This window comes from Streptomyces sp. NBC_01233 (assembly GCF_035989305.1).
GTDB lineage: Bacteria > Actinomycetota > Actinomycetes > Streptomycetales > Streptomycetaceae > Streptomyces.
Genome location: NZ_CP108514.1, coordinates 6,953,396 through 6,979,185, shown reverse-complemented (window position 1 = coordinate 6,979,185; position 25,790 = coordinate 6,953,396). Strand labels below are relative to the sequence as shown.

At 69.9% G+C, this 25,790-nt stretch carries 1 protein-coding gene (cut by a window edge); it reads right to left on the bottom strand.

Going from position 1 to position 25,790, the window contains the following annotated elements; translation table 11 throughout:
• Positions 1-25,790, bottom strand: the 5' portion of a protein-coding gene (locus OG332_RS33065; protein WP_327416869.1) for a hypothetical protein. The gene continues 8,458 nt to the left of window position 1, outside the view; 25,790 of the gene's 34,248 nt are visible here — the first part of the coding sequence; the start codon lies at positions 25,788-25,790; its stop codon lies off the left edge, out of view.

Here is a 25,790-nt window from a genome sequence, read left to right as displayed (position 1 = left end):
CGCATACCGGTCGGCGCCGTCAAACGGGCCGTACCCGCGGCCCGCATCTCCTCCAAGTAGGACGGCAACCGCCACGAACCGGGCCTCACCACCCCCGACCGCGCGCCGTCGGCCGGGGCGGGGCTGCCGCCTACGGAGGCTGTCGAGGCGAGGGCGGACGGCTCTGCCGGATCGATGCCGAGATCCTCGACGACAACCGTCAGGGCGGCATTGGCCGTGATGGTGGCTCGCGCGGTGCCCTCGGCGGAGTGCGGCGCGGAATCGGGCGCCTGCGCCGGGACGTGCGCCGATTCCGCACGGGGTTCGGGCACCAGTAGCCGGGCGGCGTGGGTGTATTCGCCGATCTGCCGGCCGTCCATGCTGGGCGCGCGGCTGCTGACGTCATCACGCGCCCACGCCGAAACCGGGATCCGCCCGGCCACCGGGACCTCCCGAATCCTCGCGAGCACGTAACTGTGCCCGCTCCCGGCCGTCTCCGTCGCCCACGACACCACACGGAACTCCACCGGCCCCGGGTAACGCACGACCCCCTCCCCGTCGAAGTCGGAAAGGTCACGGCCCGAGGAACGTTCCACCTCGTACAGCACCGGATAGCGCGCCTCACCCACGCCCCCGCCGGACCCCGCGCCGGACCTCGCGAGCGTGAGCGCCCCGCGCACGGCGGCGTCCCGGTCCGTGGTCGCCCGGTGGAACCGCCCCACCTCCACCACCAGCCCCCCGGGACGCCCCAGGACCGGATCCCCCGACTCCTGCCCGACCCACCAGACGGGCCCCGCCACCTCCGCAAGCGCCTCCAACGCCTCCGTCGCCACCGCACGGTGCAACGGCGACTCATCACGCAGCCGGTCCGTGAGCACCTCGGCACCCCCGCCAAGAAGCCTCAGGGCCAGCCCATGCGGCGTCTCACGCGGCAGCGTGGACCGGCCGCCCAGCTCCCCGGCCCGCGCGGCATCGACCGGACCCGACCCCAACAGGCGTGTGGTGGGCACCAGCTCACCGAGCAGTTCCGCGTACACACGCAGGTGCGGCGGCCACAACCGCTCGTCCGTACCCAGCGCCGGCCAGGGAATCACGGCCCCCGCACGCCGAACACTGCTCCCCCGCACGGGTGTCCGGAGCCTGGACTCCATCGAGGGCCGCCGGGAGGAAACGGCAGAGACCCCCATGCCCGGACCGACACGCTGAACGTAACCCGACTGGCTCGCCGGACGGCTCGGGCCCCCTGAACCGGTGACCCGGCCGACCGGCGCCAGCACCGTCCCCGCCCAGCGGTACAACCCCGTGCCGTCCACCGTACCGGGATCAGGATCGGTAACGCTGTACACACCCGCACGGTGAGACGCCGCGAGGACCTCGGCCAGAGAGTGACCACTGGTGGCCATCAGCGCCTCACGGAACCGCAGCACATCCCCACCCGGCACGTTCAACCACTGGTGGACCCGGAGCAGCCACTCCACAGAATCGGCGCGACCACGCCCCCAGCGCAGCCCCCTCATACCAGACAGGAACGGCAGCTCGAGACCTTCCCTGACGAGTGGAGCGGACACCTTCCCCCGATACGGACCGGGGTTGGCCGCCTCTGCGTTGTTCAGTCGTGTGTTACCTGTGACGCCCGCCGACGCGCGGCGCAGCATGTCCCGCGAAGCCGTGAAGAAGCGGCTGGCACCGCGCCATGCGCCCCTGGAGCCGTCGCGCCAAAGGCGGCTCAGGGTGTGGGTGCCTTCGGGGTTGACGTAGGCAGCGTTGCCGAAGGCGGTCATCAGCTCGTCCAAGGTGGCGTCCGCGCCCGGATCCAGAAGCCGCTCCATCGCCGCCACCTCAGCGCCGTGCGCCGGAGCCGGGACGAAGAAGGCCCGCCGGGCAGCCCTCTGCCCGTGCTGCCCCGACAGGTAGGCGTAAAGGCGGGCCACCGCTGCCCGGGCCTCCGCCACCACCCTCGCGTCCTCGCCCAGGAGCTCGGCGACGGCAACCTCATACTCGTCTGTGATCTCCTCCCACCGGGCACTCCCGTAGACAGCCGCGTCCCCCAGGGCCGGTATCAAGGGCTCGAAGTGCCGTGCCACACCCTCCCGTACGGGCACCGGGCGGGATTCGGAACGCGCTGCGTCTTGGACCGGTCCCGAACGGCCCGGGTCCAAGCGCAGGCCGTCGAGGAACCGGCTGGAGAGCATCCAAGCGTCTCGGGTCACGGCGTCATAATCACCCGCGGGTTCCTCGTCCGAGCCGCTGTTCCAGTCCTCCTCGTCGGGCTCCGCCACCGGCACCGCCCGGCCGGGTGCCGGCGTGCGCGCCGGCTCCGCCCCGGACCCCTGCGGCGGCGTCTGCGCGGCATGGGCGGACTCACCGGTGTACCGCCCGTCCAGACCGGACACGCGGTTGTTTACGTCGTCACGCGACCATGCCGAAACCGGGGTCCCGCCGCTCTCCCGGAGTTTCACGAGGACATACGACTGGCCGTACTGCGTTACCGCGATGGCCCTGGAGACCACGCGGAACCTCGTCGGCCGCACGTAGCGAACGGCACCTGCCTCGCCGACGGCGGAGAGGTCGCGTCCTGAGGAGCCTTCCACCTCGTACAGCACGGGGTGGCTGCCCTCGCGCTCGGCCAGGCCGATGGCGGACCGGGAGAGCGTGAATGCCTGTTGCAGGGTGGTTTCGGGGTCCGTGACCGCACGGTGGAAACGTCCTACCGTCACGACGGAAGCCGGGTTCCCCGGCGTCCGCTCCACCCACCAGACAGGTCCGCCCACCAGGGGAAGCGCCTCCAACGCCTCCGTCACCACCGCGCGGTGCAACGGCGACTCCTCGCCCAGCCGCTCCGCCAGCACCGGGTCGGCCCCGTCAAGCAGCCGCAGCGCCAGCTCGTGCGGTGTCTCGCCCGGCAGGCGGGTAGCGGGTGCCAGTTCGCCCATCAGCTCGGCGTAACGGCGCAGATGCGGCGGCCACAGGCGTTCGTCCGGCCCCGGTGCCGGCAAGGAGCCGGTGGCCCGGCCGTCAGGCACCAGCACGGTTGCCGCCCACTGGTACACCTGCATGCCGTCGGCCGTGGCGGGATCGGGCTCCCCGACGGACCGCGCGCCCGCGACGCGCTGGAACGCTTCTAGGACGTCGACCATGGAGTGGCCGGCGGCGATCAACGCGTCGCGGAAACGCCCGGCGTCCCTGCCCGGTACGTTCAGCCACCGATAGACCCGGACCAGCCATTCCACGGAGTCGACGCCCCCGGGCCTCCGCCGCAGTCCACGCGTAGTGGACGTCGAACCGGCTTCCGCCCCCTCTTCGGGCAGCCGGATGGTCCGCACTTCGGGATGGGGCCCCGGGATGGCCGACCTCGGCATCACATCCGGCCGCGCGTGGCCGGCCACCACACCGCGCAGTGTGTGCCGTGAGGCGGTGAAGAAGCGGCTGACACCGCGGTCCGCGCCGCCCTCGGGGCGGTCGCGCCACAAACGGCTCAGGGTGTAGGTGTCGGTGGAGTTCGCGTAGGCCGCGTTAGCGAAGGCGGTCATCATTTCGTCGAGGGTCGCGCCAGCGCCGGGGTCCAGCAGCCGACGCATGGCCGCCGCGGCTCCGGAGCGGGCCGGAGCCGGGTCGAAGAAGGCTCCGCGGGCGGCGCTCTCCCCGTGCTTCCGGGACAGGTACGTGTAGAGGCGGGCCACCGCGGCGCGTGCCTGGGCCACTACCTCGGTTCCCTGCCCAAGGAGTTGCGCGACGGCCGCCTCGTACTGGCCGGTGAGCTCCTCCCACCGGGCACTGCCGTACACAGCCGCGTCGTCCATGATCGGCGTCTGCGGCAGCCCCAGCAGGAGCAGCCGCGGGCGGGTCAACGCGACAGGGGCGCTCAGGGGCTCGTTCCGCGATGCCGCCCCCGCCTGCCCCGCACCCTCGTCCGGCTGTACTTCCGTCCCGGCAGCGGTGGCGCGCACGTGCACGTACCGGCCGCCCGCCTCGTCCCGCCGCTCCTGCCAGTCCAGGACGCGAAGGGTCTCCGGTCGCGCGAACCGCCCCTCCCCGCGGCCGGGATCCGACGAGAACTCCGACACGTCGCGGTACGCCGTCGAGGTCTCCACCTCGACCAGCAGCCGCAGCACGCCCTCGCCTCCGGCGGTTGCACCCACAAGATCGCGCAGTGCCTGTGCCCGGTCCCACGTGCCGGCGTACAGCTCGGGCACCAGCAGTGTGGCCACGCGCTGCGCCGGCCCGGACATGGTCAGCCACACGACCTCGCCGGCGGGCGCGGCCGCCAGCTGGGACAGCGCCTCAAGGGCCATCGCCCGGTGCGCCGGGGTCTCCCGGCGCAGGTCGCCGAGCAGCTGACCGGCCCGGGTGAGCAACGCTCGCCGCAAGGCCGGGCGCACGTCCTCGGCTGCGGTGGCGAACTCGTCGACCAGTTCGGCGAAAGCCGGATCGCGCATCAGCAGGACGGGGAAGCGGCGGCCCGCACCGTCCAGCGCAGCCAGAACCGCACGGACGACTTCCCGGTCGTGTTCGGCACCGGCGTAGGAAGCGGTGAGGAAAGGTGCGTCCGGCCCGCTCAGCAACGACAGGGCCAGGGCGTACGCCGACTGGGGGCGGCCGGGGAACAGTGGGGCGACCAGGTCGGTGTAGGCGGTGTGATGGGGCGGGAGCACGGGCGGGTCCTGGCGTGTCCGCCACAGCTGGTAGGGCAGCAGGAGCCGGTGGACGTATCCGTAGAGGTTCGCAGCGTCGCCGTACTGGAGGGAGATTTCCAGTCCCGCACCCGGATCGAGGGGCAGCAGGGCATCGAACAGGTCATAGAGGGAATAGAGGTTGTCCGGGAGCAAGCCTCCCATCAGTACGGCCCGCACGACCTCCAGACCCGTCTCGGTCAGGTTGATGTGCTCCTTCAAAGCCCTCACGATCTCACGGGGCAGCCCGGGATTCCTGATGGCCAGGAGGCCGCGTGTGCGCAGGTTCCTGGAGGCCCCGCTGTTCTCGTTTCGCAGCTGCGCCCACAAGCCCGGGGCGAGGCTGTCCGCCAGGACGGTCACGAGCTCCCGGAGCGAGACCGCGGACCCCGGGTCGAAGAGGTGGGCTCGTATGCCCGCGTGGTCGAGGGTGGCCGGGTCCGCCGTCGGCAGCAGTTTGCGCAGCGCCAGGTCGGGGTCGTTCGGCTCCGCCGCCAAGTAGCTCTCGTAGAGCCGTCGAACGAGGGCACGAGCCTGCCTGACCAGTCGTCGGTTGCCGGACAGGGTCCGGCCGAGGGCGTCCTCGTACGCCCGGGCCAGCTCCTCCCAGCGCGCGGTGCCGTAAAGGGCGGCGTACCGCCCCGAAGCCCCCCCGAAGACGGCTTCCGCGTCCCGCGCGGCCGCGTCGACGGCAGCCCTGTCAGGGGCCGTGAACGACAGCCACCGCGGCGCCGGCTCGGCAGAGTGGTTCTCGAGGCTCAGTCCAACGGTGCCGTCGGACTGGATCGTCGTGGAGCTGCCGGAGTTCGGCGCCCACACGGTCTGGCGCGGGTTCGCGGCCGCCACCGATTGCGCGAGGGGGGCCAAGCCGGGAAGCACCCGGCCTGACCGTGGTGCGTCGAGGACCAGAGCGAGCTGCTCCCCGGGACGGAAGTGTTCGAGCAGCACCCGCAGGTGACGGCCGAGTTCCCTGCCCGTCACCATGCGTCGTCCTCTGCCGGATCCGACGGAGAAGTACATGCCTTGACCCGTGCGAGCGCTCAGGACGAAGCCGTCGCCCGATCCGTCCCAGGGAAGAGCACGGGCTCCGCTGCTCCGGGGGAACCGCTGGTCGACCACCTCGTAGGTCCTGGCGTCGAAGAAGGTCTCGACGACTCGCCTGGTCCGGGCGGGTTCGAGGGACGGTGCCATGGCCTCGACGCCAATAACGCGGTCGGTCCCGGGACGGGTGACGGCGCGAGTGACGATCTCCCGGTCCCATGCACCGGCCGGCAATGGTTCGGGCAGCTCGGAAAGGACGACGTGCGTGTACCGCTGGCCGGTCGCGACATCGAGAGCCTCCTCACGCGACACCTCGCGCAAACCGGTCGGCCGGGGGAAGAGCGCGGGTCCGGACGCCGGGGTCGCGGCGAAGACGGCGACGTCGCGCGCTGTCGACTCCCTGACCTCATAGACCACCAGAGCACCCGGCTCACCGTCGGCGGCCGCCTCGCGCAGGACCGCTTCCCTGCTTGTACGGGCCGGGTGGAGTGCGGGCACCGCCCTGACGGGCCGGTCATCGCGGGTGGCCCACCACACGGAGGCCAGCAGGGCGGGCAGCAGCTCGACCGCTTCCAGTGCCATCTCCCGGTGCCGGATCACCTCCCGGTGCAGCCGCTCGGCCTGGACCAGCAGAAGGTCCGCCGTCCGGTTGGCCAGCGCGGTCAGCCGCGCCGGCCGACCGGGATCGGCCGCTCCGACCGCCTGGGCCTGCATCACCAGACCTGCCACGTCGGACGGCCGCTGCGCGTACAGCGGAAGCTCCGCCAGTACGTCGCTGGAGGCAAACGCCCGTGCCACCACCGTCCTGACCACTGGCTCCAGCACCTGCGGGCCCTGGTCCAACGGTGCCCGCAGCAGTGCCCCGTCCGGTCCCGCCGCCAGATACAGGGCCGGGAGATGCTCGGTCTGCACGTTCCGCAATACGACCGGGTGTCCATGGCGCACTATCCAGGCGCGCAACGCGTCCCACCGCGTCTCCACCGCCGGCACGGCGACGGTGGGCTGTCGCCGGACCGCGTCGTACTCGGTGCTTCCCGGTGCTCCGGTCAGCATGGCGATCGACCACAGCACGGCCTCGCCACCGGTGAACTCCGGCGTGAGCCAGTCGCTGAGCAACGCGTACCGCCGACGGTCCGGCAACGTGAGCTCGCCCGCCTCGAAGCCCCACGGCAGCCGCGCTGTGCGCGAGCGCTCCACCGGATTCAGCGCGTGGTCGATCCAGCTGTGGAGCGCGACCGTTTCCGCCTCTCGGGCGTCCGGTTCCGCCGGGTCCCACACCCCTGCCCGCTGCGCCGCCTGCAACACCTGCCGGAAGGTCATGCTGTTCTGGCCGAGCATGACACCCATGAGGACATTGCGGAACTGCAGTGAGTCGGAGTCGGCCAGGTTCAGGGCCCGATAGGCACGCAGCAGCCACTCCACGACGGCCCCGGGCTCGGCAGCAGCGGGGGCGAGCGGCACGCCCTGCGGACGCAGCGCGGGGTGGGCCGCCCAGACGGCGCCCAGCGTGTAGGGCGAGGAGGGATGGGAGTACGCGGCGCTGGAGAACGCCTGCACGAGGGCACGCATCTGCGTGTTAGGGCTGTCGATCAGTCTCCGCAGGTCGGTTTCGGTGTCGCTGTCCGTACCGGTCGGGAAGAAGGCCTGGCTCACAGGGGCCGTTCCTCCCACGGCTCCCGTCAAGAAGGATTCCAGGCCCGCGACAGCATTGCGCGCCAGTCCCAACAGGTGCGGGTCGCCGCTCAGGACGTGGCCCACTGCTCTTTCGTATACCAGGCTCTGGTCATCCAGCGACGGCAGGTCCGGCTCGTCTTCCTCCCAGCCGGAGTTCCAGTCCTGCTCCTCCGGTTCCGCCGGTCCCTGGTCCGGACGGTCATCGGGGCTCCCCGGCGCGTCCACCTCCGGGTCGGTCACGCGCAGGTGCACGTAGGGCCCGTGGAAATCCTCGCGGACCTCGCGGTCGAGGACCTTCAGGACGGTCCCTTCGGGGAATACGGCCTCCCCCCGGGAGGGGTCCGGAGCGAACAGCGACACATCACGGTGGCGGGACGCCACCACCTCGGCCTGCACCCGGTAGGCCTCCGGTCCGGCCCCGGACTCGGTGGCCGCGGCGAGGAGGTCGGTCGCCGCGACACGAGCGTGCTGCGTGGCCGCGGTCAAGGCCGGCACCACGAAGGAGCCGAAGCCGTTCGGTTGCCTCGCCGGCTCCGTATCCGCCAGCACGCCGGGCACAAGCAGCGTCAGCCATACCGGAGGGCCGCCCAAGGCCGGCTCAGGCAATGCCTCCAGCGCCTCTACAGCCATCGCCCGGTGCATCGGCACCTCGCTCTGCAGGTCCGGCAGGAGGCCATTGGCACGGTTGAACAATTGACTCAACAGGACGGGTCGCCCGGTGGGCGGAGCCTGGTCGAGGGAGCGGGCCAGCTCGGCGAAGCCGTCATCGCGCATCAGCAGAGCCGGATACCGCCCCATGCCGGCGGCGGCCGACCGCACCGCCGTGATCAGCTCCTCCCCCCGTCCCCCGCTCGCGATGAACGGTCCGTCGGGGCCGCGGAGGAGATACAGGGCCGCAGCATGGGCGGGGTGCAGCCCGTCCAGCGCCGAACCTCCGTGGCGCTCGTGCCACGCGGTGAGAGCGAGCTGCCGTGCACGCCAGCTGCCGAGCGGCGCAGCCGTGTCGCCAGACCGCGGCTTCGGCGTGGGACCGTCGGCCGCAAGCGCGGCCTCCCCCCGAGCCAGCGCCTGCCAGACACCATCGGGAACAGCACCGTCCCCGCTCACCTCGGGAGTGAACCACCGCAGACGGTCGAGGTAGGCACCGTGGTGCGGCAGCTCCCACGCGCGATCGTCTGCTACCTCCGGCAGGCCGCGTGACCGCAGCACCATCCGAACCCACGCGTACAGGTGGACGGCATCGCCACTCGGCAGCCAGCGCTCCGCGCCGTACGCGGCGTCGGCCTCCACGATTGCCTGCACGAGGTCGTACAAACCGTACTCGTTGCCGTACAGCAGTCCGCCCAGCATGATCAGCCGCAGTTCGTCCATCTGACGCGCGGACAGGTTCAGGGCCGACTCCACGCGCTCCAGTACATTGCTCACTCGGTCGGGGGCACTGACGGTGAGGAAGCCACGCTTCTCAAGCTCGACCACGTCTTCCTCACCGGACGGCTCGTGCTCGATGTCACCGGCCATCGCACCGAGCAGGGCCTGCGCGTAACCCGGCAAGAACGCAACCGTGTTCTCGTCGAGCAGCCGGCCGAGTTGCGTCTCCGCTTCGCCCGTATCACCGTCCGCCACGAAGAAGACGCTCTCCGCGCCCTCGTCGTCGTGCTCGTGCTCGTGCTCGTGCTCGTGCTCGTGCTCGTGCTCGTGCTCGTGCTCGTGCTCGTGCTCGTGATCGCGCAGTTCGATCTGAGCGTCGATGAGGCGACGAACCAATTGCGTCGCCGAAGCGGTGAGCTGCGGATCGGCTGCGAGCGCCCGGCCCAAGGCATGCTCGTGCGCACGGATCCGCGCGTCCCAGTCGTCCGAGCCGAAGAGCGCGGCGAAGCGGTACGGCGCCCCCGCGAAAGAGCGTCCCCATGCACGCACGGCCGCCTCGGCCTCAGCCCTCTCCTGGGGAACGAACGTCAGCCAGCGAGGCTCGGGCCTGCCGGGCCCGTCCAGAAGCACCACATCCGCATCCACCACTCCATCGGTGGTGGCGTAACCAGTCGCCACAGTCGCGGCGATAGTCCTCCGCCGACTTTCGTTGGCCACGGTCTGCGCCCAGGGGTTCATGCCGGGGAGACTCCGCCCGGCGTGGCAGGCCATGACAACGAGTCGCAGCCTCTCGCCGGGCCGCGACACCGGAACCCTGTTGCGCAGGAACCGTCCGACCTCCCCGCCGGTCGCCACCCGGTGGCCCCTCCGGGACCCGGCGACGGCCGCCAGGGCGTTCACGTCACCGTGGGAAAGCCAGAGGAACTCCTCCTCCTCGGTCCCGTAGGGGACGGGTAGCGGCCCGCGCTTATCGCTGCCGTCCGTCACGAAGTACTCGCGCCGCTCGAAGAACCGGCTGGTGTCGTTCTCGTGAAGGAAAGCCTCGGAACCGCTCTGTGTGCTGACGCCGATGATTCGGCCCGTAGAGGGATGGATCAGATTTCGAGTGATGATCTCTTGGTCCCAGGCATCCTTCGGCAGCGGCCGCGGGAGCTCGGCGAGCACGACATGCGTGTGCCACCGTCCGCTCGCCGCGTCCAGGACCTCCTCGCGCGATGTCTCCCGCAGCCGCGTCGGGTACGGGAACAGCGCCGGGCGACCACCCGGCTCCGCGGCGAACACGGCAACATCACGCGCCGTCGCCTCCCGGACCTCGTACAGCACGGGCCGGCCCGGACCGATGCCCGACACCTCCCGCAGCGCCACCTCCTTGCTCGTGGTCGCGGAATGCAGCGCGGGAACCTCCAGGACCGACTGCCCCGCGAGCGCCGTCCAGTACACCGGGGCCAAAACCGCAGGCAGCAACTCCACCGCCTCCACCGCCATCTCCCGATGCCGACGCAGATCACCGTGGAACGCCTCGACGTTCGGGACCAACCGCGCGGCGACCGCAGCCGCCAGCTCTCCCAGTCCCCGGTCCCCGCCGGAGCCCGGCGCACCCAGCACCTCGGCCAGGCGATCATCGGTCATCGCGTCCCGACGCAAGAGCAGCGGAAGCGCCGCCCCTACATCCTCACTCGCCAAAGCCGTGACCACAGCCGACCACACCGCTGAGGCCAGCTCCGCCGCCCCCGCCTCCGACGCAACCCGCAGCAACGGAGCATCCGGGCCTGTCACCAGGAACAAAGCCGGAACGTGCTCGATGTGGACGTTGCGTAGGAACTGCGGGTCACCGTGGCGCAACAGCCACGACCAGAGGGCCCCTTGCCGTTCGACGCGCGTCCTGTCGCTCTCCTCGGCGAATACCTCCCCGTCGGCCAGAGCGAACTGGCGGTAGTCACCACGACTGCCGGGTATGTTGGCGAGGTCGGCGATCGACCGCAGGATGTTCGTGCTGCCGGGGCCGTCTGCGTCGCCTGTGAGCCGGTCCTTCATCCAGGCCGTGGACCACCCGTACAGGCGACGGTGCGGCAGCGCGAGATTCTCCGCGTCGAAGTCGTCGGGCATGAGCGGGCTGTCGAGCCGACTGTCCAGCTTCAGGGCGTGGTCGGCCCAGCTGTACAGGACCGTCGGGTCCGCGTCGGCGTCGGGCTCCGTCGCATCCCGTACTCCCGCGCGCTGCGCCGCCTGGAGGAACTCCGGCAGCGCCATCTCCCGGGAAAGCGACCAGGCCATCAGTGCGTCCCGGAAGGCCATCGGTGGCGACTCGGCGACGTCAAGGGCCCGGTGGACACGCAGTAGCCACTCCACTGCCGCGCCGAAGGTGTCTCCCGTCGGCCGGACGGGCAACCCATGACCATTGAGATCGGGATCGTCGGCCCACAACCGGGCAAGGGTGAGCGGCGAGCCGGTGTTCGCGTATGCGGCCTCGACGATGGCGGTGACAACGCGGTCCAGCGTGGTGGCGTCGACCTCCTCGTCGGTCAGGAGGTGGAACGCCTCTTCGGGATTCTTCTCGGTTCCCGACCTGAAGAAAGCCTCCTCGACGTCGTCACGTTCATGCCCCTGGGAGAGGATCACCGACAGGCCGCCAAGGAAGGCCCTCGCTGGAGCGACGAGCATGTTGTCCCTGGCTATGACAAAGGCAAGTGAACCGTCGTACGTACGGCTCATGTCCGTCAGCATGGACTCTTCGTCCGCGGGTGAGAGGAACGGCTCCGTCGAGTCGTCGGCCTCCGAATCGGAACCGCTGTTCCAGTCCGCTTCGTCGGGCTCGGCCTGCGGGCCGGCCTCGGCCGCCTTCACATGGGTGTAGGGACCACTCTCGTCCTGGCGTTCCTGCCAGTCACTGACCGTCAGCACGGTCTGCCCGGCGAACAGGTACGGGAACGTCTCGGGCTGCTGCGCGTAGCGGGAGATGTCCCGCAGCGACGGCGAGGACCCCACCTCCACCTCCACCAGCATCCGCCGCCCACCGGGCAGTGCCGCAACCTCCCGCATCGCCAGCCGCTGATCCCGCGTTCCCGCCTGAAGCCCGGCGACCACCAGACTCCCCACCGGCCCGCCCGGACCGGCCATCGCCACCCACACCGACCCCGCAGCACCATCGGCGGGAGGCAACGAGGCCAGCGCCTCCAACGCCATCGCCCGGTGCGCCGCGGCCTCCCCCAGCAGGCCCTGCGCCAGCTCACCAGCCCGCTCGACCAAAGCAGCCCGCGAAGCAGCACGCGACCCCGGCGCCACACCACCATGCGCACCCGCCAGAGCGGCGAAAGCCCCGTCACGCATCAGCAGCGACGGGAACCCGCCCCCACCGTCCGCCGCACGCACCACCGAACGCACAAGCTCCCGCACCTGCCCGCCGAGGTCGCCGTCAGCGGCCAGAAGAGGACCATCAGGACCACTGACCACATGAAGCGCCAGCACATGAGCCCGATGCTCAAGACCCCCGGAACCCTCCACCCGAGCACGGCCCCCGGTGAGCGACCCGGCCAGCTCGAGATACGCGGTGCGGTGAGGCAGATCAACAACATGCTCCGGGCTCCACGGCAACCCGTTGGGGCGGAGGAACTGCTCGGTCCGCTCATACAGGTTCACCGCGTCCCCGTGCAGCAGCGACAGCTCCAAGCCCTGGGCCGTTTCGGAGCCCACTGACGCCTCGAACAGGTCATAGAGGGAATAGCGGTTGCCCGGGAGCAGGCCGGCCATCAGCACGGCTCGCAGGACCCGCACGTCCACGTCGTTGAGAAGGATGCGCTCCTTCATCCCGTCCACGATCGCGCGCGGCAAGGCCGGATTCGCGACGGCGAGGAAACCCCGGGCCCGCAGCCCATGGAATCGGGGGCTGTTCTTGTCTCTCGGTGTTGCCGATGCGACCCCGCGCAGGCTTCCGGCCAGGGCAGCGACGATCTCCTCCAGCGTGGCTCCGGACCCCGGCTGGAGGAAGTGCGCCCTCCAGTCCTCCTCGCGGCCCTCAGACATGTCCGCGTCGGGCAGCAGCATCTGCAGGGCCCGGCCCGGGTCCCCCGTCTCCTCCAGGTAGCTCTCGTACAAACTTTGCATGAGGGAACGCCCGTCCTCGACCAGCGCCTGGTTGCGGGCCAGCGCGCGGCCCAGGGCGTCCTCGTACTGCCGGGTCAGCTCCTCCCACCGCTGCGAGCCGAAGAACACGTCGTAACGCCCCGGCCGCCCACCGAAGACGGCATCCGCCGCCCGCCCTGCCGCGGCAATCGCCTCCGGCCCACGTCCCGTGAACCGCTCCCAACGCGGCTCCGGATCACCCGACTGGTGCTGCAGAGCCAATGCCACTCCATCGGCGGTGCCCACACCGTATCCGCTGCTGATGACGTTAGGTGCCCATACGACGTGGCGCGGATTCGCGTCCGCCACCGTCTGGCCCAGCGCGTCAAACCCGGGAAGCGACTCGCCCGGCCGGCACGCGAAGAGGACCAGGGCGAGCCCCTTCTCTCCCCGCCGGTGGCGTCTGAGGAGCTCTCCCAGGTGACGGCCGACCTCCCCGCCCGTCGCCCTGCGACGGCCACGCCGGGAACCGAGCGCAAAGAACATCCCATTCGCATGGGAACTCAGGACGAAGCCGTCACCCGCTTCGTTCCACGGGACCGGGATAGAGGGGGCGACGAACCGGTGCGATTCGTCCCTTCTGTCGTAGTGGCGTATGTCGAAGAAGATCTCGGTCGTACGGTGGTGCCGCACATGCTGCTGTGATAGCGGCATGGCGTTGGCGCCGATGACGCGGTCGGTGCCAGGGCGGGCAGTGGCACGGGTGATGATCTCCCGGTCCCACTCGCGGACCGGCAGCGGAGCGGGAACCTCGTCAAGGACCACATGCGTGTACCGCTGACCGGTAGCCGCGTCGAACACCACCCCACGCGACACCTCCCGCAACTCCGTCGCCTGCGCGAACAACGCCGGCCGGGCACCGGGATCCGGCGCGAACACCGCCACATCACGCGCCGTGGAATCCCGGACCTCATACAGCACCAGACCATCCACACCACCAGCAACGGCCGCTTCACGCAACACCGCATCCCGGCTCGTGCCCGCCCGGTGCAGAGCAGGAACCCCCGACACGCTCTGACCCCCGGACCCCACCCACCACACCGGCCCCAGAACGGCCGGCAGCAGCTCGACCGCCTCCACCGCCATCTCCCGGTGCCGCACCAGCTCACCGAGCAGCCCCTCACCCCCGCCCAGCACCACATCAGCCGCCGTGCCCGCCAGCCCGGCCAGCACCACCCCCCGGTCCAGCCCGGCAGCAGAAACCGCCTCCGCCCGCGACAGCAGCTCCTCGATGCCCCGCCGCCGCAGGATCAGCGGCACCGCGGCACGCACATCCCCCGACCCGAACGCCTCACCCAGCACCGACCGCACCAGCGGATACAGCGCCGCAACACCCTCATCCAGCCCCGCCCGCAGCAACACCCCATCCACACCAGCCGCCAGATACAAAGCAGGCACATGCTCCACCTGCACGTTGCGCAGGATGTACGGGTGCCCGTGCCGCAACACCCACGACCGCAAAGCGTCCCGCCGCACAGCCACCCGGCCGAGCGAATCCGCCGTCGCAGCCCCCAGGGCACCGAACTGCGCGTAGCGCCCGACCGACCCCGGAACACCGGTCAGCGCCGCGGTCTCCGCCAGCACGGGAGCGCCCGTGAGCTGCGGAGTGAGCCACCCGGTCGACAACGCGTACCGCACACGGTGCGGCAAACTCAGGTCCCCCCTGTTGAAGCCCGCCGGGAGACGCAGACCCGCCAAGCGCTTCTCCGGGTCGAATGCGTGGTCGGCCCAGCTGTGGAGGGTGACCGTGTCCGCCTCCCGGACATCGGGCTCCGCCCGATCGCGCACGCCCGCCTGCTGCGCCGCCCCGAACGCCTCCACCATGCTCATCCGCTTGTCCCTGAGCATCACACCCATCAAGAAATCACGGAATCCCAGCGGATCGGGCTCCTCCATGCTTTCCAAGGCCTTGTAGACGCGCAGCAGCCAGGCCATGACGGCAGCCGGCTCTCTGCCGGCGGGCGCCAGCGGCACACCCTCCGGATTCAGCCCGGGATCCGCCGCCCACAACGCACTCACCGTATGAGGCGACGAGGGATGCCCAGAAGCCGCCATGGCGAAAGCAGCGAGGACGAGCCCGAGGTCGGTATCGTCCTCGGGATCCATCAGGTTCGCCAGCAGCTCATCCGTGTTGTGCGTGCCCGGCGGGAAGAACACCTCACTGACCTTAACCATCGCGTCAGTGCGCAAGGTGATGTAGACGAAGAGAGCCTTGAGTGCTTGGCCCGCGGTCTCGGCCAGACGCGGGTCGGCGACCAGAACCTCCCCCACCGCGGCCTCATAAACAGCGTCGAGCTCCCCCTGCGAAGGCAGCCCCTCTTCCTCATCGATATCGGAACCGCTGTTCCAGTCCGCTTCCTCAGGCTCGGCCTGCGGACCGGCCTCGGCCACCTTCACATGAGTGTAGGGACCACTCTCATCCTGGTATTCCTGCCAGTCACTGACCGTCAGCACGGTCTGCCCGGCAAACATGTGCGCAGACGTCTTGCGCTGCTGCGCGTAGCGGGAGATGTCCCGCAGCGACGGCGAGGACGCCTCCTCCACTTCCACCAGCATCCGCCGCCCACCGGGCAGTGCCGCGACCTCCCGCATCGCCTGCCGCTGATCCCGCGTGCCGGCCTGGAGCCCGGCGACCACCAGACTCCCTACCCGCTCGCCCGGACCAGCCATCACCACCCACACCGGCCCCGCGGCGGCCGCAGCGGCATCGGCGGGGGGCAACGCGGCCAGCGCCTCCAACGCCATCGCCCGGTGCGCCGCAGCCTCCCCCAGCACGGCCTTCGCCAGCTCACCAGCCCGCTCCACCAAAGCAGCACGCGAGGCAGCCCGCGACCCCGGCGCCATACCAGCATGCGCACCCGCCAGAGCGGCGAAGGCCCCGTCGCGCATCAGCAGCGACGGGAACCCTCCCCCACCGTCCGCCGCACGCACCACCGAACGCACAAGCTCCCGCACCTGCCCGGCGAGATCGCCGTCAGCGGCCAGAAGAGGACCATCAGGACCACTGACCACATGAAGCGCCAGCACATGAGCCCGATGCTCAAGACCCCCGGAACCCTCCACCCCGGCACGGCCCCCGGTGAGCGACCCGGCCAGCTCGAGATACGCGGTGCGGTGAGGCAGATCAACGAACGGATGCTCCGGGGTCCACGGCAACAGGTCAGGGCGGGTGAACTGCTCGGTCCGCTCATACAGGTTCACGGCGTCCCCGTACTCCAGCGACAGCTCCAAGCCCCTGGCCGTTCGGGATTCCACTGACGCCTCGAACAGGTCGTAGAGGGAATAGCGGTTGTCGGGGAGCAGGCCTGCCATCAGCACGTCTTGCAGGATCCGCACGGCCCGGTCGGTGAGAAGGAGGCGCTTCTTCAGCCCGTCCACGATCGCGCGCGGCAAGGCCGGATCCGCGACGGCGAGGAAACCCCGGGCCCGCAGCTCGTGGAATCCGGGAGTGTCCTTGTCTCTCGGTGTTACCGATGCGACCCCGCGCAGGCTTCCGGCCAGGGCAGCGACGATCTCCTCCAGCGTGGCTCCGGACCCCGGCTGGAGGAAGTGCGCCCTCCAGTCCTCCTCGCGGCCCTCAGACATGTCCGCGTCGGGCAGCAGCATCCGCAGGGCCCGGCCCGGGTCCCCCGTCTCCTCCAGGTAGCTCTCGTACAGCCCCCTCAGAAAGACAGCTCCGCCCTCGACCAGCGACGGGATACGGGCCAGCGCGCGGCCCAGGGCGTCCTCGTACTGCCGGGTCAGCTCCTGCCACCGCTGCGAGCCGAAGAACACATCGTAACGCCCCGGCCGCCCACCGAAGACGGCATCCGCCTCCCGAGCCGCCGCAGCAATCGCCTCCGGCCCCCGCCCCGTGAACCGCACCCAACGCGGCTCCGGATCACCCGAATCGCGGGCCAGGCCCAATCCCACTCCAGCGGCGCCCACACCGATTTCGCCGGGGTGCACACCGCGTTCGTTGCTGACGACGTTCGGTGCCCACACGACCTGGCGCGGATTGGCGTCCGCCACCGTCTGGCCCAGCGCGTCAAACCCGGGGAGCGACTGGCCTGGCCGGCACGCGAAGAGGACCAGGGCGAGCCCCTTCTCTCCCGGCCGGTAGCGTCTGAGGAGCTCTCCCAGGTGACGGCCGACCTCCCCGCCCGTCACATTGCGAAGGCCACGCCGGGAGCCGAGCGGAAAGAACATCCCCACGGTCGCATGGGAACTCAGGACGAAGCCGTCACCCGCTTCGTTCCACGGGACCGGAACAGAGGGGACAGCGAGACGGTTTGGCCCTTCATACAGCTCATACTGCCGTATGTCGAAGAAGACCTCGGCCGTGCGGTGGAACCGCACATGCTGCTGTGACGGCGACACGGCCTCGGCGCCGATGACGCGGTCGGTGCCAGGGCGGGCAGTGGCACGGGTGATGATCTCCCGGTCCCACTCGCGGACCGGCAGCGGAGCGGGAACCTCGTCAAGGACCACATGCGTGTACCGCTGACCGGTAGCCGCGTCGAACACCACCCCACGCGACACCTCCCGCAACTCCGTCGCCTGCGCGAACAACGCCGGCCGGGCACCGGGATCCGGCGCGAACACCGCCACATCACGCGCCGTGGAATCCCGGACCTCATACAGCACCAGACCATCCACACCACCAGCAACGGCCGCTTCACGCAACACCGCATCCCGGCTCGTGCCCGCCCGGTGCAGAGCAGGAACCCCCGACACGCTCTGACCCCCGGACCCCACCCACCACACCGGCCCCAGAACGGCCGGCAGCAGCTCGACCGCCTCCACCGCCATCTCCCGGTGCCGCACCAGCTCACCGAGCAGCCCCTCACCCCCGCCCAGCACCACATCAGCCGCCGTGCCCGCCAGCCCGGCCAGCACCACCCCCCGGTCCAGCCCGGCAGCAGAAACCGCCTCCGCCCGCGACAGCAGCAGCTCGATGCCCCGCCGCCGCAGGATCAGCGGCACCGCGGCACGCACATCCCCCGACCCGAACGCCTCACCCAGCACCGACCGCACCAGCGGATACAGCGCCGCAACACCCTCATCCAGCCCCGCCCGCAGCAACACCCCATCCACACCAGCCGCCAGATACAAAGCAGGCACATGCTCCACACGCACACTGCTCAGGATGTACGGGTGCCCGTGCCTCAACACCCACGCCCGCAAAGCGTCCCGCCGCGCATGCGTCACAGCCGTCGGATCACCGAACTGCGCGTAGCGCCCGACCGGCCCCGGAACACGGGTCAGTGCGGCGATCTCCGCCAGGACGGGAGCGCCCGTGAGCTGCGGAGTGAGCCACCCGGTCGACAGCGCGTACCGCACACGGTGCGGCAGGTTCAAGTCACCCCCCTTGAAGCCGGCCGGGAGACGCAGACCCGCCGAGCGCTCCACCGGGTTGAGTGCGTGGTCGGCCCAGCTGTGGAGGGTGACCGTGTCCGCCTCACGGACATCGGGCTCCGCCCGATCGCGCACGCCCACCTGCTGCGCCGCCCCGAACGCCTCCACCATGCTCATCCGCTTGTCCCTGAGCATCACACCCATCAGGACATCCCGGAATCCCAGCGGATTTGACTTCACCACGTTCAAGGCTTTGTAGACGCGCAGCAACCAGGCCATGACATGCATAGACGTTCTGCCGGCGGGCGCCAGCGGCACGCCCCCCGGATTCAGCCCGGGATCCGCCGCCCACAACGCACTCACCGTATGAGGCGACGAGGGATGCGCGAAAGCCGCCATGGCGAAAGCAGTGAAGACGAGCCCGAGGTCGGCATCCCCCTCGGGATCCATCAGCTTGCCCAGCAGATCAACTGTATTGCGCGTGCCCGGCGGGAAGAACACCTCACTGACCTCGACGGTCGCGTCAGTACGCAAGGTGATGTAGGTGAACAGGGCCTTGAGCGCCTGGCGCGCCGTGCCGGCCAGACGCGGGTCGGCGATCAGAACCTCCCCCACCGCGGCCTCGTAAACAGCGTCGAGCTCCTCCTGCGAAGGCAGCCCCTCTTCCTCATCGATGTCGGAACCGCTGTTCCAGTCCGCTTCCTCAGGCTCAGCCTGCGGGCCGGCCCCGGTCGCCTTCACGTGGGTGGAGGGACCGGCCTCGTCCTGGCGTTCCTGATCTGCGGAGGACCCCGGCACGATGCCGGTCGGGGCGGGATACTGCTTGACGGACGTCGTTTCCGTGGCCGTCACATACCAGTACCGGCCGTGGTCGTCCTCCCGCCAGGCACCCTGGCCGAGGCGCAGCTCCGTTCCGGCCGCGTAGATCGCGGGCTGTAGGGCGGGCTGCGCCGCGGCGAAGGATATGTCCCGTGCCGAGGAGTCGGCCACCTCGATGAGTGTCCAGTGGCCGTCCTCGCCCGCGGGTACCCCGGGGAGAGCGGAGCGAGTACCGCCCTCATCCAGTGACACCGCCTGGAACTGCGGGACGACGAAGGTGCCGGCGTTGCTGGGCAGCCACGCGGTGTACCAGACCGACGAGTTGACGGGTGGGAGCAGCTGGAGGGCTTCGGCTGCCATGGCCAGGTGCACGGGGACCGCGTCGCGCAACTCCGATTCCAGCCCGTCGACCTGGAGGCGCAGGGCCTCTGCCGCAGCCTTCCATCCGCCATCGGCAGGAGGCCTGCCTGCCTCGGCAGCCAGCATGGTCTGCTCGACCACAGCGCGGAACGAAGCGTGACGCATCAGGAGGAGCGGGAAGGCGGGCCCGCCCTGGGCGGCCCGGAGCGAGTTGAGGCCGCGGCGGACTGCCTGGTGGGCGCGGAGTGCAAGCCCGGGGTGAGGGGCGGTGAACTTCACGTCCAGCAGGTCACGATCGCGTGTGCTGCTGAGCAGGTACAGCGCAGTGATGTGCGCCGGTGTCAGTGCGTACAGGGGCGTGGCACTCGAATGCCGCTCGTTCCACGCGTCCACGGCCTTTCTGCGGCCGTCGGAAGCGGCATCGCCGCGGAGCGCGCCGACAATGTCAGCGGGGATGCTCTCACCGCCGGTCAGCGCCGGCGTCAGCCATTGGTTCCGGATTCCGTACAGAGTCTGGTAAGGGGTGTGTCCCCGTCCGGGGTCCGTGCGGTCCAGTTCGGTGAAAGCCCATGCGTACAGGTGCGCCGCGTCGCCCACGGCGACGGCCTCTTCAGCGGGAGACGTCAGTAGCGGCCGAGAGCCGTTGAACGCGTCAGCGAGGGTGCCGTGGCCCTGTGCCAGCATCCAGCTGAACAACGCGGTTCGGGCCATCGGGACCTGTTCTTCCGGCATCCGATCCATGTGAGCCTTGAGGAAGGTGGTCACGATGCTCTGCCGGGTCGTGTCCGCGGGCGGGAGACCCCGGCCACCCGGCTGGACTCGTGCGGCGTCCCCTTGCAGGGAGCGGACTGCATCCCCCGACACCACGCCGGCAGCGACCGCGGCATCTATGGCAGCGGCGACGAGTACGTCGGCGCCGGCGCCCTCACCGAACTGCGACACCCCTCCCTCTTCATCGCCCCACGCGGCAAGCATCAAGTGGGCCGCTTCGCGCACCTTAGGGTCCACCGCGAGCCGACGGCCCAACGCACGCTCATAGGCTGCACCGAGTTCGGGCCAGAGCGGGTCCTGGTAGAGACCGCGTAGCCATGCCGCATAGGAAGCGAAGGCCGGCCCGCTCGTACCGATCCTCCCGCCGGAGCCGGACTGGGGCGAGAAGTGGTCGAACCGTGCCGATTGCGTGCTCGAGCTCACCTCCTGAATGGGCACAGGATGGCCGGTGTCTGATCTGGGGACGTGGATCTTGCGGGTCGGAGCGGTAACAAACAACCCGCTGCCCGTAGCCACTGCTTGCGCCAGTGGCACACCGCCGAGTACACCAGCTCCCGACTCGCAGGCAAGCAGGACGATGCGAGAGTCCTGCGGCAGCTTGTTGCTCTGCACCAGTCGCCTGATGTGTTCTCCGAACTCCGCACCTGCGACATTCCTCCCGCCGTAGCGGGACAGCACGAAGAACCCGCGCGGTGAGGAGTGGGTGTAGACGGACAAGGAGCGTCGGTCCCACGGGACGGGAGCTGCCCTCCCGGCCTCGTCAAGACTGGCTCCTGCCATCGTGGTGAACCAGTGGGTGGCCCTGTCCCAGTTCGGTGCTCCGTGCTCGAAGTTTCGCCAGTCTCTCTGGTTGAGGCTGCTGAAGCCCACGAGACGATCTGGCCCCATCACCGGCAAGGTCAGGATCTCGGGAATCCACGGCCCCCTGCGCTGGAGCTCCCTGAGAGTGACGTGGAGGAACTGTGTCCCGGTGGCCCCGTCGACGGATGACGTGGCCGATTCCACCTTGAATCCACTCAGCTTCGGGAAGAGCACCGTCTCCTCCGAGGCCGTGCGGCTCAGCGGGGTGATGTCGCGCCCGTTGGATCGTTCCACCGACCACACGACCGCCACCGAATCGCTGGTCGCGGGTGGGGCACCGAGTCCGGCGATCGCTCCTGCCAGCGTGTTCCGCGCCCTGTGGAAGGGGGGCACCTCGAACTTGGCTCCCGGCCGCGGCGGTTCGGCCTCCCAGCTCGCCCACATGACCCGGTGCGGCGCCTTGGGGAGCATGGCGAGGGCTTCAGTAGCCATTTCGCGGTGCGAAACCAACTCGTGGAGGCGTCCGTCAGTGATCTGCACCCCGCGCCGCACCAGACGAGCTGACCGATCGGCACGCACTTGCGGCGTCCCCGCCTCTTCATCCAGCAGCGAACGGAAGGTCTGGTCTTGCAGGAACAGCAGCGGCAGGTGCGCCCTCGGCGATCGCTCACCAAGCGCCCTCTGGATCAGGGAATCGATCACGTTCTCACGTCGCGCCTTCGCGCGCTCACCGCCGTAGGTGAGTGCCGGGTCCATCAACCGGGAATCGGCACCACTGGCGAAGAAGAGGGCCAACAAGTAAGCATAGTTGAGATTGCCGACCATCAGATCAAGCGCGCCATGACGCGTGATCCACTCAGCCAGCGCGCCGCGCCGGTGCCGGAGGTCTTCGGCCAGCCGCTCGGAGAGCGGGGCTTGCGAGTGATCGGGCTGAGGGAAGATCAGTTCGCCCAATCCCGTCAGGATGGCTCCGCCCTCTGCCATCCCATCCAACAACCGGACGTGTCGGGCGAGATACATCGTGTGATGGGCCGGCTGGAAGTCGGGGCGGGACAGGTTCGCGGCCGCCACCGCGTTCGCCACATCGGAGTGGGACTCCACGCGCTTGTACGCGTTCAGGAAACCGTGTGCCCACCCGTACAGCGCTGCCGCGTCCTCGTGCGCCATGTCGGGCGCGTGCCCTTGTTCCACGCCCGCCACGCGAGAGCCGTGCAGCACCTCCGCCAAGGTGTAGTCGTCCTCTGGGGGAAGACCGGCCAGCAGTGCCTCGCGGAACAGAGTGGGATCACTCTCCTCGATGGGCAGCGCATCGTAGGCACGCAGCAGCCACGCGATCCTCGCGACGGCTTCCGGCCGCATCCGGATCCCACGTGCAACCTGGTGGGGAGGTGTCTGTGCGTGCGGAGGTAGCGCAGGGGGCTTGAGCGAGAGGGGGTGCGTGGCCCGTGGGCCGTCGCGCCACACGTCGCTCAGTGTGCTGCCGGACGGGCCGGGGAGTGCAGCCCTGGTGAACAAAGTGATCAGCTGGTCGAGGTGGAGGGAGTTGTCGTCGTGGTCCGTCCACTCCATGAGCGATGCCCGCAGGCTTTCGGCCTCGTTGTTGGAACCGGGCAGCGCGAAGGCGAGCGCCGCAGCATCGGGGCCGAAGTGCTGTTCCAGGACGGTCAGCAGGGCATGTACGGCATCCTTGGCGCCTCCGATGACCCGTGGATCGGCGGCAAGGGCCGTCCGGACGGCGGCTTCATACTTTTGACTGCGCGACTCCCACCTCGGGTCGGCATACAGATCCGGGAAGCGCTGTGCCAACACGGTACGTGTGCCGACCGCGAGTTCGGTCCGGGGCTCCGGCTCGCCCGAGTTCCAGTCCTCGGGCAGCGGTTCGTCCACGAAATGCGGCAAGTCCGCTTTCTGCGGGCGGTTCGGGACGCTGGGCGTGGGGGGCGGGGGTGTCGCATCGGGCGGCACGTCGGCGGCGTTCCGGGGCTGGAATTTCCGCCATTCGGTCGCTCTGCCTTCGTCGTCGTGTCGCAATGTGATGTGGTCGCCGTCGCCTGAGTCCGTCTCGGAGAAGGCGACTTTTCCAGTGGGGGCGTTGACGGTCAGGCCGGAGATGTCGGCGACGATCTGGGCGTCGGCGATGGTGTTGTGGGCACCGTCGGCGCCGGCTGTGCAGGAGAAGAGGGTGATCTCCTTGAAGTCTGAGAGTTGTGGTTTGAGGTGGCGTACGAGTTCGCCGAGCTCTTGGGCGCTCATGCGGATCTGGCGGGTGCGGGGCGCTGTTCCGGGGCGGCGGGGGGTGTTGGGGTCTTCGACGACGGCCTTGAAGCCCTTCTCGTCGTGGTGCAGGCCGAGGAAGAAGGAGTCCTTGAAGTTCGGCGGCAGGTCCTGCCAGGAGCCGTCCCACTCGCCTTCGCTGTTCCGGACGCCCTGGTAGAACTGGGTCTGGTCCGACAGCTTTCCGTAGTTGCCTTTTCGCCGTGCCAGGTGGTTGTCGTTGAATGAGATTGCTCCCGTCACCTTGCCCTGTGCGTTGGTGACGGGCTGAAGACGCAGCTGGGGTCCCGTCCATGCGCTTGCCGGGGGCTTGGTGTACTTCTTCGGCGGTTGCGCGGGCTTGCGGGGCGGGACGGTGTACGTGCCGGTGGTCGCAGGGCCTGCGGGGGAGGCTGCCGCGGGGGAGGCTGCTGCGGGGGAATGCGCCGTCTGCGTGCCGCGGGCGTCGGTTGCGGCCCCGGTGGCATCGGTGACGGGCTGCGTGGTGGCGGGCCGGGTGGTGGTGGGTGCGGGGTCGGCGGACTGGGTGGAGACCATGCCGACGGTGGGGGGCAGCCCGGGAGTGGTGGGCAGGCCGGGAGTCGTGGGCAGGCCTGTCCTGCCTGGGGTCGTGGGCTGCTGTGTGGGTGTGGTGTTCGTGTGGGGGATGGGCTGTGTCGTCGGGCTGGAGGGGGTGGCTGCGTGGGGCGTGCTGCCCGTGGTCGCGGCCGGGGCGAGCGGGGTGGCGGTGCCGGGCGGGACGGCTGTGCCCAGCACACCCGCAACCGGCACGCCGGCGGCCGGGGTTCCGTGGACCGGCACACCCGCAACCGTCGTGCCCTGAGGCACGCCAGTGACCGGCAGGCCCGTGACGGGGGTGTCCGTGACCGGCTGGCCTGTGACGGGGGTGTCCGTGACGGGCAGGCCCGTGACCGGCTGGCCTGTGACGGGCAGGTCCTGGGGTATGTCCTGGGGCAGGTCCTGGTGCTGGGCGCCCTGGGGCAGGCCCGCCACGGGTGTGCTGTGCGGCAGGCCCGTGACCGGCAGGTCCCGGGGCTGGGTGTGAGGCACGTCCCGGACCGGGGTGGCGGGGTCGGGAATCACTGCGGGATCGAAGGCCCGGGTGGGGTCGGTCGTGGACCAGGTGGGGCTGGTTCCGGCCGTGAACGCCTCGCGGCCGGATGCCAGGGGCAGGCCGCCGGGGTCGAAACCCGTGAGCGGTGAAGCGGTACCCGGGTCGGTGAAGTCGGTGGTGACGTCCTCGAGGTCGGAGAGGTTGGCGACGTCGTCCGACAGGGCGCTGACATCACTCAGGCCGGAGGGGATGCCATGGATCCCCGAGAGCGCGCTGACGTCACTGAAGACCGACTCGGTATCACTGAAGTCGGTGGTGACGTCCTCAAGGTCGGAGAGGTTGGCGACGTCGTCCGACAGGGCGCTGACATCACTCAGGCCGGAGGGGATGCCATGGATCCCCGAGAGCGCGCTGACGTCACTGAAGACCGACTCGGTATCACTGAAGTCGTTGGTGCCGTCGTTCTGGAACCCGTCACCCGGGTCCACGACCCCCTCGGCGGGGACCTGTTGCGTGGTGTCGTCGATCCTGCCGGTGAACGGCGCAACGGGTGCGGTCCCGGCCGTGACCGCACCGGGCACCACCGGAACATCCTGCCCGACGGTGAAGGCCGGCGGGACCGTTTCCGCGGCCACCATGGGCAGCGGCGCCACCACGGGCGGCGGGCCCGGCCGCGTGAGACCGGGAGCCGAGACCACGCCCGTGACACCGGGAACCGTGCCGGGCGGCACCTCGACCCCGCCGCCCACGGGCAGTTCCGGCAGATCCCCGGACGCCACCGACGGCCGGTCCACACGCCCGCCCGCACCACCCGCCACCGTGTCCGTGTTCGTGTTCGTAACGGTGCCGGGCAGGGTGACATCGAACTTCCGCTGGAAAATGTCGTGGACCGCCTGACCGGTCCACTCCGCCAGACCCTCCGCGACCGTGAACAGAACACCACTGGTACCAGCACTGACGAACGTGCCGAGATCGACGGCGAACTTGCCCTCGAACATCCACTCCACCAGGGTCTTCGCCCCGGTCTCCGCGAAACCCTCGTTGACGAACGACTCCGGGACCTCGAAGACCTCCTTCACCCACTGCGGCTTGTCCCTCAGGAAATCCTTCGTGAACTTCGCGGTGACCTCGCCCAGCCCGCCCCCCAGCACACCGGCCACCAGCCCGAACACAGCCGACTTCCCGATGTCACGCCAGTCCAGCGCCGTCCGCCGACGGTCCGTGTCCTCCGGCGCCAGCATCGAGGTGACCTGCGCCAGAAACGTCACGAAGGCCTCCTGCAAAGCCTCCATCACACCCGACACAGGCGTCCCCAGCCCATGCCCCATCCGCTGGAGGATCAACAGCATCCGCAACGCCGTACGCGACTTCGCGGTGATGATCTGCGTCAGCGACGACCCACCCGTGAACACCGACAACGCCAAAATCAACGCGATCTCCAAGTTCATGAAAATGAACTCAAGGAGGATCTCGTACTTGCTCTCACTGAGCTTCCTCGACCGGTCGACCTGCGTCCAGCCCAA